Source organism: Streptomyces sp. NBC_00237 (assembly GCF_026342435.1).
In the GTDB taxonomy this organism is placed as follows: domain Bacteria; phylum Actinomycetota; class Actinomycetes; order Streptomycetales; family Streptomycetaceae; genus Streptomyces.
Genome location: NZ_JAPEMT010000001.1, coordinates 2,157,770 through 2,171,788 on the forward strand (window position 1 = coordinate 2,157,770; position 14,019 = coordinate 2,171,788).

Consider the following 14,019-nt stretch of genomic DNA (forward strand, 5'->3'; position numbering starts at 1 on the left):
GTACCGGCCGTACGGCGTAAACCCTCAGGGCGATCCGGCGGCGCCGCGAACTCCGTCAGCGCAGTACCAGCGCCTGCCCCGCCACCACCAGCAGGACGTGCTCGCACTCGCCCGCGAACGCCGCGTTCAACCGCCCCAGTTCATCCCGGAACCGCCGCCCGGCCGCCGTCGGCGGAACGACTCCCGACCCCACCTCGTTGCTGACCGCGACGACCGTCCGCCGGGTGGTGCGCACCGCCCGCACCAACTCCTCCACCCTCTCCCGCAACGCCCGTTGCCCGTCCGCCGCCCACTTCGCGTCGTCCCACGCCCCGACCCGGTCCATCGCATCGGTCAGCCACAACGCCAGACAGTCGACCAACAACGGCGGCCCGTCCTCTCCCAGCAACCCCGCCACCTCGCACGTCTCCTCGGTCCGCCACGACCCCGGCCGCCGCTCCCGGTGCAGCGAGATCCGCTCGCCCCACTCCCGGTCACCGTCCCGCCGCCCCCCGGTCGCCACGTACACGACACCCGGGAACCCCTCCAGCCGCCGCTCCGCCTCCACCGACTTCCCCGACCGTGCCCCACCGAGCACCAGCGTCCGGCGCGGCACGTCAGGCACGTCCTGGTACTCCCCGACGACCAACGTCGTCCCGTCCGGCACCGCGCGAGCCCCCAGCGCGGCCAGCCGCCTGGCGGTCTCCGCCCCCGCCGGAACGTCATGATCCAGATGTACGGCGACCACATCGGTCGCCCCTGTGACGGCCCCCCACGCCCGCAGCTTCGCGAGCGCGTCCGGCCGCCCGAGGACGTCCATCACCACCAGGTCGTACGGCCGCACACCGCCCTCCCCGGCGGGAGACCCCCCGCGCGGCAGGTACAACAGCCGATCCCCTTCGTTCGAGGTCACCTCGTACCCCGTCCCGGGGGAGTCCATCGGCACCGCCCGCACCCGGTGCCCGCTGATCAGCGTCAACTCCCGTCCGTCCGGCACCCGTCCGGCCCGGGGCAGCCCCGGCGGCAGCTCCACGGGCGGCCCGTCGTGCGGATGCGTCAGCAACACCTGCCGCACACCCCCCAACGACTGCCCCGCACGGGCGGCGGCCAGCGCCGCCCCCGGCGTGAGGTCGAGCAGCAGCGCCCCGTCCACCAGCAGGGCGGTGGCGGCGCGCGCCCGGTCACCCCGGGCGGTGGCGCAGGTGGCGCAGGGGCAGTCGGGCCGGGGCAGTCCGTCGGGGGCGGCAGTGCCGAGCAGAGTCGTTTCCACGCACCGATCCTCCCGTGTCCTTGTGCGGGCTGCGCGCCCGGCTACGCTGCGAGCAGCATCGAGACGACCCGGGAGGCGTACATGGCGTGGACGTGGCGGTTCGAGACGGCCGACGGAACAGAGGTACAACCGGCGGTCGAGCCGGAGGAGTTCACGACGCAGGGCGACGCGGAGTCCTGGCTCGGCGAGGTCTGGAAGGACCTCCTGGAGGGCGGCGCAGCTCAGGTGGTCCTCTCGGAGGACGACAAGAAGATCTACGGCCCCATGAGCCTGAACGCGGAGAGCTGACCCGATGGGGCGCCCCCGCCGGGGGGCGCCCCATCAGGCGCGCGGGGCTGTATCACTGTGCGGCTCCGCCGGGCGGGCGCTCTGGACGCGCCCCATCAGGGGCGCGGGGCTGTATCACTGTGCGGCTCCGCCGCGCGGGCGCTCTGGACGCGCCCCATCAGGGGCGCGGGGAACTGCGCGATCAGCCCTCCACCCACCCGCACCTCCCCACCCCAAGCCCCGCAGGGTTGAGGTGAAGGGGTGGGTCAGGGGCCAAACCCCGCCGAAGGCGGGCCGGGTCCCGGGGGCGGAGCCCCCGCCACGAACAGCAACCACCCACCCGCACCCCGACCCTCCTCACATCTCCCCGAGCGTCACCTCCACCACCTTCTCCACCCCCTCCCGCTGATAAGCGACCTTCACCTTCGCCCCCGGCTTCGACGAAGCCAACGCCTCACTCAACGCCGTGATCGTCGCCACCGGCCCCCCGTCGAACCCGACGAGAACGTCCCCGGCCCGAATCCCCGCCTTCGCCGCCGCCCCGCCCTCCTGGACCGCCGCCACCGCGACCCCCGCCGGCTGGAAGTCGTCACCCAGCACGGTCCGCCCCGAGATCCCCAGCGCGGCCCGCCCCGAGTCCGTCACCCGCCCGTCCTTGATGATCTGGTCCGCGACCGTCTTGACCATCGACGCCGGAATCGCGAACCCGATGCCCGGCGCGGCGGAGTCCCCGTACCCGGGGTCCGTGGCCGCCAGCGTCGGAATGCCGATCACCTGCCCGTCCAGATCCACCAGCGCACCCCCGCTGTTGCCGGGGTTGATGGCCGCCGAGGTCTGCACCATGTTCCCGATGGTCGCGCCGGGGCCACCCCCCTGTGCGGGCTCGGTGACCGTACGTCCCACCGCCGACACGATGCCCTGCGTGACACTGCTGGACAGCCCCAGCGGACTGCCCATGGCGAGCACGATCTGCCCGACCGCCACCTTCGCGGAGTCCCCGAAGCGCGCCGCCTTCAGCCCGTCCGGCACCTTGTCCAGCTTGACGACGGCCAAGTCCTGCTCCGGGTACGTGGCCACCAGCTTGGCCCCCACCGGCGCACCGCCCTCGGTGGCGACGGTGACCTTGAACGCCTTCTCCTGCCCCACCACATGGGCGTTGGTCACCACATGCCCCTTGTCGTCGTAGACGACCCCCGACCCCAGCCCGCTGCGCGCGTTGATCTGAACCACCGAAGGCAGCACGTCCTCGATCACCCGCTGGTAACCCTCCTCCAGCTGCCGCACCCCGGCTCCGGGGGAGACGGCAGCGGATGCGGAGGCCGCCGTCGACGCGCCCGACGCGGACGGCGTCGCCGCCTTCGGCGCGGGGTCCGAACACCCCACCGCCCCGGCCAGCAGCACGGAGCAGGCAGCCAGCGGCAACAGCACCCGATGGCGCGCGGAACCGCTACCGCAAGAAGCGGAAGCACCACCGTAAGAAGCGGAGGTACGACGGAAGGAAGCGGAGTCGCGACGGAAAGAAGCGGAGGCGCGGTCTCGGAAGCGGTCGTCCATGACTGGAGTGTCCCTTCGGTCCGTACGGCGCGGCCTGTCGGAAGGGGCCGATCAGGGGGCTGCGGTTGCCGTCGGCTCGGCGTCCGGGACGGTCAGGAACTGCGTCGCCGCCAGCTCTCCGTAGAGCGAGTCGCCGGAAACCAGCTCCGCATGCGTGCCCACCGCCCGCACCTTCCCCGCATCCATCACCACGATCCGGTCCGCCAGCGTCACCGTCGACAGCCGGTGCGCCACCACCAGCACCGTCGTCTCCCGCGCCGCCTGTGCGACCGCGTCCCGCAGCGCCAGCTCGTTAACGGCGTCCAGCTGCGACGTCGCCTCGTCGAGCAGCAACAGCCGGGGCCTGCGCAGCAACGCCCGCGCGATCGCCACCCGCTGCCGTTCCCCGCCCGACAGCTTCGAGCCCCGGTGCCCGACCACGGTCTCCAGCCCGTCCGGCAGCCGCTCCACCAGCCCGTCCAGCCGCGCCTTGACCAGCACCTCCCGGATGGCGTCCTCCGACGCGTCCGGCGCGGCGAACACCAGGTTCTCCCGCAGCGTCCCCGCCAGCACCGGCGCGTCCTGCTCGACGTACCCGATGGCCGCCCGCAGATCGGCCAGCGGCCATTCCCGTACGTCCCGGCCGTCCACCAGCACCCGGCCGCCACTCGCCTCGTAGAACCGCTCGATCAGCCCGAAGACGGTCGTCTTCCCGGCGCCCGAAGGCCCCACGAAGGCGGTCATCCCGCCGCCCGGCACCTCGAAGTCCACCCCGTGATGGACGTACGGAAGCTCCTCGCGGTACCGGAAGGTGACGCCCTCGAAGGTGACCCGCGCGAACCCTCCCGCGACGGGAGCCGCCACGGCTCCCGTCTCCTCCACCTCCAGCCGTTCCGCCTCCGCGATCCGCGCCACCGCCGCCGACCCCACCTGGTACTGGGTGGCGGCGTCCACGAGTTCCGAGATCGGCTCGATCATGTAGAAGAGGTAGAGCAGGAAGGCGATCAGCGCCGCGATCGAGGTCGACCCCGACGCCACCCGTGCCCCGCCGATCCCCAGCACCGCCAGGAACGACACCTGTACGGCGAGACCCACCGAAGTGCCCGCCATCGACTGCCACTTGGCGGACCGCACCCCGTGCCGCCACGACTCCCGCGCCGCCGCCTCGACGACCGCCGCCTCGCGCGCCTCCGCGCCCGAAGCCTTCACCGTACGGAACGCGCCGAAGGCCCGCTCCAGTACGGCCGAGATCGCGCCGACCGCCTCCTGGGACTCCTTCGTCGCCCGCGAGATCTTCGGCATGACGTACCCGACGGCCCCGCCGATCAGCACGATCACCCCGAGCGTGACGCCCAGCAGCACCGGGTCCATCAGCCACATGAACACGATGATCCCGAGGAAGGACATCAGCCCCGTCGTCGCCGAGACGATCGACTTCGTGGTGACCGAGCGCAGCAGCGTGGTGTCGGAGGTGACCCGCGACATCAGGTCGCCGGGCTGGGTGCGCTCCACCTCGGGCAGCTTCAGCCGCAGCAGCCGCCCGATCAGCGAGCGCCGGGCGGCGAGCACGACGGACTCGGCGGTGCGCTCCAGCACGTACTGTCCGACGGCCTGCGCGACCGTGCCCAGCAGCACCATGGCGACGAGCCCGAGCAGAATGCCGGTGATCGACCGGTCCCCGCCGAGCCGCTCCACGAGGGCCTTCGCGGCGAGCGGCTGGGCGAGCATGCTGGCCGAGCCGACCAGCGTGAACAGCGCACCGAGCGCGACCGTCCACCGATGCGGCCTGAAGTGCTTGTACAGCTCGCGCCAGGTCTCGCGGGCAGGAAGTCTGGGCGTGCTGGGCGTGCTCACCTGCTCGCCGGGCGTCGGCTCGGGCTTCCCCGTTGTCGTGGTCACGTTAAAGGAGACGCAAAGTGAGGTGGTTCACCTGCCCGCGTCGCAACCTTTACTGCCACTGCCACTGCCACTGCCCTCACCCCGCCGCCGCCCCAGGCGTCAGCCCCGCACCCCGCACAGGTGCAGGAGCGCCGCCACCCCCCGGTACGGATCGGTCCGCCCCGCCCTGTCCTCCAGCTCCAGCACCCGCGCCAGCTCCTCCGCAGGAAGCGGACCGGCCTCGTCCGGCACGTTGTCGGTGAAGACCCGCACCCCGTACCAGGCGTGCAGCGGCGCCGCGATCCCCGCCAGCGTCGCCGTCAGCGCGTCCAGCCGGTCGCCCCGCACCACGAGCCCGCGACGGTTCGTGTACGTCGACGAGTCCAGCGCACCGAGCGCCCCCGCCCAGTCCCCGGCGAGCCCCGGCCGCATCGCAGCCGCATCCGCGTTCCGCACGAGGAGCGACAGCATCCCGCCCGGCGCCAGCATCCGCGCGAGCCCCGCCACCAGGGCGTCGGGCTCCGCGACGTACATCAGCACTCCATGACACAGCACCACGTCGAAGCTGCCCGGCAGGAAGTGGACACCCGTGTCGCGGCCGTCGCCGTGCATCAGCCGGACCCGCTCGCGGATTCCGGCGGGCTCGAAGGACAGGGCGTCACGGGCGGTGGCCAGCAGGTCGGCGTCGGCCTCGAGCCCGGTCACCCTGTGCCCGGCGCGGGCCAGCCGCAGCGCCTGCGTACCCCGCCCCATGCCGACGTCGAGTATCCGCAGCCGCTGCCCGACCGGGAAGCGCGCCGATATCTGCTCGTCGAGCTGCCGGGCGACCAGCTCCTGCCGCACGGTGTTCCGCAGCCCCCCGAGCCCTGCGGCCCATGCGGCGGAAGCCCCGCCGAAACCCGCCGGAACGGCGGTCGACGAGGCTCCCGAAACGTGGGGGGTGTCCGTGCTCAGGGCCGTTCCCCGCGCTTGACCTGCGGCTTCGGCAGACGCAGTCGGCGCATCTGGAGCGAGCGCATCAGGCCGTACGCGATGACGCCGCGCTTCGGCTCGTCCGGGAAGCGGGCGTTGACCTGCTTCTTGAGCCGGATCGCCAGACCGATCGAGTCGATCACGATCAGGACGATGACGATCATCCACAGCAGCAGTGCGATGGTCTGGAGATTGCCGACCTGGATCATGCTCAGAACGAGGATGATCACCGCCATCGGCAGGAAGAACTCCGCGACGAAGAAGCGCGAGTCGACGAAGTCGCGGGTGAACCGGCGCACCGGACCCTTGTCACGGACGGGCAGGTACCGCTCGTCACCGCTCGCGAGGGCTTCGCGCTGCTTGGCGAGGTCCACGCGGCGGGCCTCCCGCTGGCGCTTCATCGCCTCCTTGCGGTTCGCCGGCGGCGCGGCGACGCTGCGCCGCTGCGACTGCGCGACGGCGCGCTTCGGGGTGGGGCGCCCCTTGGGCGCCTGCGGGTCACGGGGCTGCTTGGAGAGGTCGGCCGTCACCTTGTCGGTGGCGGCGGTCTTCTCAGCGCTGGAGTTGGCACGGCTACGGAACACAAATCCAAGGGTACGGGTTTCGGTGCATGGACCCGAGCGCCAGGGGGAACGATCCGGCAACACCTGCGTCCATCCGGCCGCACGGCGTGCGGCTTCGTACGACTTGATACGGCTTGCGGCGGGCCGAGGGGGCGCTGCGGAGCCGTCCCCGGACGTCCGTACCAGGGTCGCCTCTACTCCCTACGCCTGAGCCCGGGCGCGCACAGTCGTCCTGGAGGAGGAGCGCATCGACACCGGAACAGTGCGGTAATGGAGACAGGGCCCGTACTGTGGGGTCTGTTGGAGTGGCCAGGAGCCGGAGTCCGTCAGAAGGGGGCGCGCGAAGCCCATGAGCGGTGTCATGAAGCGTATGGGGATGATCTTCCGCGCGAAGGCGAATCAGGCCCTTGACCGGGCCGAAGACCCGCGGGAGACGCTGGATTACTCGTACCAGAAGCAGCTTGAACTGCTCCAGAAGGTACGCAGGGGAGTCGCGGACGTCGCGACGTCGCGCAAGCGCCTCGAACTCCAGCTGAACACGTTGCAGATCAACTCCTCCAAGCTGGAGGACCAGGGCCGCAAGGCGCTCGCGCTCGGCCGTGAGGACCTCGCCCGCGAGGCCCTGTCGCGCCGTGCCGCGTTGCAGCAGCAGGTCTCCGACCTGGAGGTGCAGCACCAGACCCTCCAGGGCGAGGAGGAGAAGCTGACGCTGGCGGCGCAGCGCCTCCAGGCCAAGGTCGACGCCTTCCGCACGAAGAAGGAGACCATCAAGGCCACCTATACGGCGGCCCAGGCACAGACCCGGATCGCTGAGTCCTTCTCCGGCATCTCCGAGGAGATGAGCGACGTCGGCGTCGCGATCCAGCGTGCCGAGGACAAGACCGCACAGCTCCAGGCCCGTGCGGGCGCCATCGACGAACTGCTCGCCTCGGGCGCGCTGGACGACCAGTCCGGCCTCGCCAAGGACGATATCCAGGCCGAGCTGGACCGCCTCTCCGGCGGTACGGACGTCGAGCTGGAGCTCCAGCGGATGAAGCAGGAGCTGGCTGGCGGGCCGTCGCAGCAGGCCATCGAGGGCGGCCAGGGCGGCTCCCAGCAGGGCCACCAGGTCCAGGACCAGTCCCGCCCCCGCTTCGACAAGCAGTAGCCAGGAGCAGGTGAACGGAGGAGCGTCATGATCGTACGGATCATGGGCGAGGGCCAGCTCGACCTGGCCGACAGCCACTTCGTCGAGCTCAACAAGCTCGACGACGAACTGCTGGCCGAGATGGAGAACGGGGACGGGCCCGGCTTCCGGCACACGCTGGAAGCCCTCCTGGAAGCCGTCCGCACCCTGGGTTCACCTCTCCCGGACGACTCCCTCGAACCCTCCGAGCTGATCCTTCCGGCGCCGGACTCCACGCTGGAGGAAGTCCGCGCCCTCCTCACCGAAGACGGCCTCATCCCCGGCTGACCCCTCTCCCTCCCACTCCACCCGAGCCCCCGCCACCCCCGGTGCCGGGGGCTCCGCCGCCCCCAACCCCCCGGTGCTGGGGGCTCCGCCACCCCCAACCCCCTCGGGCGGCGCGATCACCTCTCAGCCCCCGCCCCGCCCAGCTCCCTCGGGCTCCGCCCCGCCTCGCCCTCTTGGGCGCCGCTTCCGCCTAGCCTCCTTGGGCTCCGCCCTCCGCTTCCCTCGCCCCCTTGGGCGGCGGGGCCGCCCCCCGGGGGCGGAACGGGCGGGCAAGGGGGCGGCCCCTCTCGCTCCGGGCCCACCCCGGAGCGCCCCCGGCCCGCCCCGGTACCGCCCGCACCCCGCAAGGGGCCCGCCCCGGTGCCGCCCGCCTTTACCTCCGCCATCAGGTGCGCCGCACCCCGGTGCGCCTGCGGCGGGCCGCCCCTCCCCGCCCCTCCCCGCCCCTTCACCTAAAGCGCTCGCCGCGCGGCTGTCCCGGACACGTGCGGGCGCGTCGTGGCTGGCCGCGCAGTTCCCCGCGCCCCTAAAGGGGCACGTCGCACCCGGCCCCCGCGAAGCCGGGAGCGCACGCGCGGCCGAGCCGCACAGTGACACAGCCCCGCACCCGCGGGGGCGGAGCCGCACAACGACACAGCCCCGCGTCCCCGCAAGGGGCCCGTACCGTAGAGCCATGCCGCCCAGCCCCCGCCTCACCCGCCCCCGCACCTGGCTGCGCGCCCACCCCCTCGCCTTCGACGCCGCCCTGGCAGCCGTCGTCCTCGCAGCCATGATCATCGGCTCGTTCGCCGACCCCCACGACGGCATGCACGGTCCCTCCTTCGGCACCCGCACCCCCGACGTCCGAGGCGTCGTCCTCATGGTGTTGGCCGCCCTCGCCCTCGCGTTCCGCCGCCGCAGCCCCCTCCCCGTGCTGGCGATCACGACCATCCTCACCGTCACCGCCCTCATCGCCGCGCCCGACGGCCCGCGCGCCCCCGTCGCCATGAGCGCGGTCGTCGCGCTCTACACGGTCGCCGCCCGCACCGACCGCCCCACCACCTGGCGCATCGGCCTGCTCACCATGGTCGTCCTGACCGGTGCGGCCATGCTGACCAGCGACGGCCCCTGGTACGCGCAGGAGAACCTGGGACTCCTCGCCTGGACCGGCATCGGAGCGAGCGCCGGCGACGCGGTCCGGTCGAGGCGCGCCTTCATCGACGCCATCCGCGAGCGCGCCGAGCGCGCCGAACGGACCCGCGAGGAGGAGGCCCGCCGCCGCGTCGCCGAGGAGCGGCTGCGCATCGCCCGCGACCTGCACGACGTGGTCGCGCACCACATCGCCCTCGTCAACGTCCAGGCGGGCGTGGCGGCCCACGTCATGGACAAGCGCCCCGACCAGGCCAAGGAGGCCCTCGCGCACGTCCGCGAGGCCAGCCGCTCCGCCCTGGGCGAGCTCCGCGCCACCGTCGGCCTGCTCCGCCAGTCCGGCGACCCCTCGGCCCCCACCGAACCCGCCCCCGGCCTGGCCGTCCTCGAAGGGCTCCTCGACACCTTCCGCAACGCCGGGCTCCCGGTCGCCCTCGCCCGCACCGACGACCAGGAACTCGCCGCCTCCGTCGACCTGGCCGCGTACCGGATCGTCCAAGAGGCCCTCACCAACGTCCGCAAACACGCGGGCCCGGACGCGAAGGCCGAGGTCAGCGTCGTACGGGTGGGCCACACGGTGGAGGTGACCGTCCTCGACAACGGGACCCAGAACCCGCCCCCCGAGGACAGCGGAGGCCACGGCCTCATCGGCATGCGCGAGCGCGTCACCGCCCTCGGCGGCACCCTCACCGCGGGCCCCCGCCACGGAGGCGGCTTCCGCGTGCATGCGATCCTGCCCGTCACAGCCGGTACCAAGGCCACCGCACAGGCCCGCCCGCAGCAGCCCGGCCCGGGGGAGAAGAACACATGAGCACGACGCCCGAGTCCCTGCCGCCCATCAAGGTCCTCCTCGCCGACGACCAGGCCCTCCTGCGCAGCGCCTTTCGCGTACTCGTCGACTCCGAGCCCGACATGGAGGTCGTCGGTGAGGCGGCCGACGGGGCGCAGGCCCTGGAGCTGACCCGGCTGCACCGCCCCGACGTCGTCCTCATGGACATCCGGATGCCCGGCACCGACGGCCTGACCGCCACCCGCGAGATCGGCGCCGACCCCGAACTCGCCGCCGTGCACGTCGTGATGCTCACGACCTTCGAGGTCGACGAGTACGTCGTGGAGTCGATCAGGGCAGGGGCTTCCGGCTTCCTCGGGAAGGGGGCCGAGCCGGACGAGCTGCTGAACGCCATCCGGATCGCGGCAGGGGGCGAGGCCCTGCTGTCGCCCGCCGCGACCAAAGGGCTGATCGCCACCTTCCTCAAGCAGGGGGAGGCCCCGGGCCCGCGGCCCACCGCCGACGGCACGCACGCCGTCCGCCTCGCCACCCTCACCGTCCGCGAGCGCGAGGTCCTCGTGCACGTCGGCGGCGGCAACTCCAACGACGAGATCGCCGAACTCCTCGTCGTCAGCCCCCTCACCGTCAAGACCCACGTCAACCGCGCCATGGCCAAGCTCGGGGCCCGCGACCGGGCACAACTCGTGGTGTTCGCGTACGAATCCGGACTGGTCCGCCCCCGGACGGAGTGAGCGGACTACTCCCGAGGCGTACGCCCCTGGGTGGAGTGGCGGAGTGCTCCGGAGTACTCCATGCGCGGTACTGGCCCGGCGAGAAAGGGACCTGGGAGCGAGGAAGAGGGCCTCGCGGATGGCCGATCGTATGAAAGGACCACCGTGACCCCCGCTTCCGCCTGCTGCCACACGGGCCCGCGGACCGGCGTCCACCTGCCACGCTCGCCCTTGAAGTGCCACGGAAGTGAGACCCACCCATGTCCTGGCTGTCCAGGTTCAGCCTCGCCCAACGGGCCTTGATCGGGCTGATATCGATCGTCGCGATCGTGTTCGGCGCGATCGCGATTCCGCAGCTCAAGCAGCAACTGCTGCCCACCATTGAGCTCCCGATGGTGTCCGTGATCGCCCCGTACCAGGGCGCTTCCCCGGACGTGGTCGAAAAGCAGGTCGTCGAACCGCTGGAGAACTCCCTCAAGGCCGTCGACGGCATCGAGTCCGTGACCTCCACGGCCAGCGAGGGCTCCGCCGTCATCATGGCGACCTTCGACTACGGCGACGAGGGCTCCAAGCAGCTCGTCGCCGACGTCCAGCAGGCCGTCAACCGGTCCCGGGCGGTGCTCCCCAAGGACGTCGACCCGCAGGTCGTCGCCGGTTCCACCGACGACCTGCCGACCGTCACCCTCGCCGTGACCTCGGACAAGGACCAGCAGGCGCTCGCCGACCAGCTGGACCGCACCGTCGTCCCGGCCCTCCAGAACATCGACGGCGTCAGCCAGGTCACTGTCGACGGCGTCCAGGAACTCCAGGTCGCCGTCACCCCCGACGACGCGAAGCTGGCGGGTGCCGGGCTCACCGCGATGACGCTGAGCCAGGCCCTCCAGCAGGCGGGCGTCACCGTCCCGGCCGGTGCGTTCACCGAGGACGGCACGTCCCGTACGGTCCAGGTCGGCGGCAGCCTCACCTCGCTGAAGCAGATCGAGGACCTGCGGATCAGCGGCCAGGCCGTCCCCGGTCAGACCCCGCCCAAGCCCGTACGCCTCGGTGACGTCGCCAAGGTCGAGGAGAAGCCCGCCGCGGCCACCGCCCTGACCCGCACCAACGGCAAGCCCAGTCTGTCGGTCTCGGTGACGATGGACCAGGACGGCAGCGCGGTCGCGATCTCCGACGCGGTCAAGGAGAAGCTGCCCGAGCTGCGCGACGGCCTCGGCTCCGGCGCGACCCTGACCACCGTCTTCGACCAGGGCCCTTCCGTCTCCAAGTCGATCTCGGGACTCACCACCGAGGGCGCGCTCGGACTCGCCTTCGCGGTCGTCATCATCCTGGTCTTCCTGGCGTCGATCCGCTCGACGCTGGTCACCGCGATCTCCATCCCGCTGTCGGTCGTCCTCGCGCTGATCGTGCTGTGGACGCGGGACCTGTCCCTCAACGTCCTCACCCTCGGCGCGCTGACCATCGCGATCGGCCGCGTCGTCGACGACTCGATCGTCGTCCTGGAGAACATCAAGCGGCACCTGTCGTACGGCGAGGAGCGCTACCAGGCCATCACCACCGCCGTGAAGGAGGTCGCGGGCGCGGTCACCTCGTCCACGCTCACCACGGTCGCGGTGTTCCTGCCGATCGGTCTCGTCGGCGGCATGGTCGGCCAGCTCTTCGGGTCCTTCTCGATCACCGTCACGGCCGCGCTGCTGGCCTCGCTGCTGGTCTCGCTCACCGTGGTGCCGGTCTTCTCGTACTGGTTCCTGCGCGCCCCGAAGGGCTCCGAGGGCGTCGATCCGGAGGAACTGCGCCGCAGGGCCGAGGAGAAGGAGAACAACAGCCGCCTGACGCGGATGTACGTTCCCGTGCTCCGCTTCGCCACCAAGCGCCGCCTCGTCAGCCTGGCCATCGCCCTCGTGGTCCTGGTCGGCACCTTCGCGATGGCCCCGCTGCTGAAGACCAACTTCTTCGACCAGGGCGACCAGGACACCCTCGCGCTCACCCAGAAGCTGAAGCCCGGCACCAGCCTGGATGCCTCCAACGAGGCGGCCCTCAAGGTCGAGAAGGTCATCGACTCCGTCGACAAGGTGAAGGACTACCAGGTCACCGTCGGCTCCTCCGGCATGATGGCGGCCTTCGGCGGCGGCTCCGGCACCAACCGGGCCTCCTACCAGCTCACCCTGAAGAGCGCCGAGGACACCGAGGCGGTCACCAAGGAGCTGGAGAGCAAGCTCGCCGCCCTCCAGGGCGCGGGCGACACCAAGGTCGGCTCGGGCGGCGGCGGCTTCGGCGGCCAGGACCTGAGCGTCGTCGTCAAGGCGGCCGACGCGGACACCCTCGCGAAGGCTTCCGAGCAGGTGAGCAAGGCCGTCACCGGTCTGAAGGACGTCACCGACGTTCAGAGCGACCTGGCCCAGTCGGTGCCGCGCATCTCCGTCAAGGGCACCCCGAAGGCCGCCGAGGCGGGCTTCAACGACGCGGCGCTGGGCGCGGTCGTCGCGCAGGCCGTCCGGGGCACTCCCTCCGGCAAGGCCATGCTGGACAGCACCGAGCGCGACATCGTCATCAAGGCCGAGAAGCCCGCGACGACGATGGACGAGCTGAAGAAGCTGCCGCTGGGCCCCGGCGTCACCCTCGGGAAGATCGCCGACGTCAAGCTCGTCGGCGGCCCGGTCTCGATGACCCGCATCGACGGCGCCCGCTCCGCGACCGTCACCGCCAAGCCGGTCGGCGACAACACGGGTGCGGTCACCGCCGCCCTGACCAAGAAGATCGACGAGATCAAGAAGGAACTGCCGCAGGGGGCGAGCGTCTCGATCGGCGGGGTCTCCTCCGACATGGACGACACCTTCGGCAAGCTGTTCCTGGCCATGCTGGCGGCCGTCGCGATCGTCTTCCTGCTGCTGGTGGCGACCTTCAAGTCGCTGATCCAGCCGCTGATCCTGCTGGTCTCCATCCCGTTCGCCGCCACCGGCGCGATCGGCCTGCTGCTCGCCACCGGCACCCCGATGGGCGTCCCGGCGATGATCGGCATGCTGATGCTCATCGGCATCGTGGTCACCAACGCGATCGTGCTGATCGACCTGATCAACCAGTACCGGGCGCAGGGCCTGGGCGTCGTCGAAGCGGTCGTCGAGGGCGGCCGTCACCGGCTGCGCCCGATCCTGATGACCGCACTGGCGACGATCTTCGCGCTGCTGCCGATGGCCCTGGGCATCACCGGGGAAGGCGGCTTCATCTCCAAGCCGCTCGCCATCGTGGTGATCGGCGGTCTGATCACCTCGACCCTGCTGACGCTCCTCCTGGTCCCGACCCTCTACGCCATGGTGGAGCTCCGCAAGGAGCGCCGTGCGGCGAAGAAGGCGGCCAAGCGGGGCAACGGGCCGAAGGGCCCGGACGCGGGCACCGAGGCGAAGGGCGACGACCGCGAGCCGGTCACCGTCTGATCCCCGCCTGACAAGTGAGCCCTGACAAGTGAGTCCTGAAATGTGAGTAAG

Annotated in this window: 11 protein-coding genes; 6 read left to right on the forward strand and 5 right to left on the reverse strand. The window is 71.8% G+C overall.

Features of this window, described 5'->3' with window-relative positions:
* Positions 1-55 precede the first annotated feature (55 nt).
* Entirely contained in the window at positions 56-1,249 is a 1,194-nt protein-coding gene (locus OG897_RS09545; protein WP_266654766.1) for a bifunctional adenosylcobinamide kinase/adenosylcobinamide-phosphate guanylyltransferase, read from the reverse strand.
* A gap of 81 nt (positions 1,250-1,330) precedes the next feature.
* On the opposite strand from OG897_RS09545, the gene OG897_RS09550 reads away from it, so the two are divergent.
* The gene (locus tag OG897_RS09550; protein WP_266654768.1) at positions 1,331-1,537 is read left to right on the forward strand and encodes a hypothetical protein; all 207 of its coding nucleotides are present in this window, start codon (positions 1,331-1,333) and stop codon (positions 1,535-1,537) included.
* A gap of 336 nt (positions 1,538-1,873) precedes the next feature.
* Here the strand turns inward: OG897_RS09550 and OG897_RS09555 are convergent, their stop codons facing one another.
* From OG897_RS09555 to OG897_RS09570, 4 genes are all read right to left on the reverse strand, one after another.
* The gene (locus OG897_RS09555; protein WP_266654770.1) at positions 1,874-2,938 is read right to left on the reverse strand and encodes a S1C family serine protease; all 1,065 of its coding nucleotides are present in this window, start codon (positions 2,936-2,938) and stop codon (positions 1,874-1,876) included.
* Between the two features lie 183 nt (positions 2,939-3,121).
* On the reverse strand, positions 3,122-4,903 hold the full coding sequence (locus tag OG897_RS09560; protein ID WP_266656700.1) for an ABC transporter ATP-binding protein: 1,782 nt from the start codon (positions 4,901-4,903) through the stop codon (positions 3,122-3,124).
* Between the two features lie 144 nt (positions 4,904-5,047).
* Positions 5,048-5,770 (reverse strand): bifunctional 2-polyprenyl-6-hydroxyphenol methylase/3-demethylubiquinol 3-O-methyltransferase UbiG, encoded by a 723-nt coding sequence (locus OG897_RS09565; protein WP_266654772.1) that lies wholly within the window; start codon positions 5,768-5,770, stop codon positions 5,048-5,050.
* Between the two features lie 107 nt (positions 5,771-5,877).
* On the reverse strand, positions 5,878-6,483 hold the full coding sequence (locus tag OG897_RS09570) for a DUF3043 domain-containing protein (protein WP_266654774.1): 606 nt from the start codon (positions 6,481-6,483) through the stop codon (positions 5,878-5,880).
* A gap of 328 nt (positions 6,484-6,811) precedes the next feature.
* On the opposite strand from OG897_RS09570, the gene OG897_RS09575 reads away from it, so the two are divergent.
* The 5 genes from OG897_RS09575 (at position 6,812) to OG897_RS09595 (ending at position 13,968) form a co-directional block, all read left to right on the forward strand.
* Positions 6,812-7,609 (forward strand): PspA/IM30 family protein, encoded by a 798-nt coding sequence (locus OG897_RS09575; RefSeq protein WP_266654776.1) that lies wholly within the window; start codon positions 6,812-6,814, stop codon positions 7,607-7,609.
* A 27-nt stretch (positions 7,610-7,636) separates the two neighbouring features.
* Entirely contained in the window at positions 7,637-7,915 is a 279-nt protein-coding gene (locus OG897_RS09580; protein WP_266654778.1) for a hypothetical protein, read from the forward strand.
* Positions 7,916-8,588: 673 nt separating this feature from the next.
* The gene (locus tag OG897_RS09585; RefSeq protein WP_266654780.1) at positions 8,589-9,854 is read left to right on the forward strand and encodes a sensor histidine kinase; all 1,266 of its coding nucleotides are present in this window, start codon (positions 8,589-8,591) and stop codon (positions 9,852-9,854) included.
* Entirely contained in the window at positions 9,851-10,564 is a 714-nt protein-coding gene (locus tag OG897_RS09590; protein ID WP_266654782.1) for a response regulator transcription factor, read from the forward strand. Before OG897_RS09585 ends, OG897_RS09590 begins: the two co-directional genes overlap by 4 nt.
* A gap of 239 nt (positions 10,565-10,803) precedes the next feature.
* On the forward strand, positions 10,804-13,968 hold the full coding sequence (locus OG897_RS09595; RefSeq protein ID WP_266654784.1) for an efflux RND transporter permease subunit: 3,165 nt from the start codon (positions 10,804-10,806) through the stop codon (positions 13,966-13,968).
* Positions 13,969-14,019: the final 51 nt, after the last annotated feature.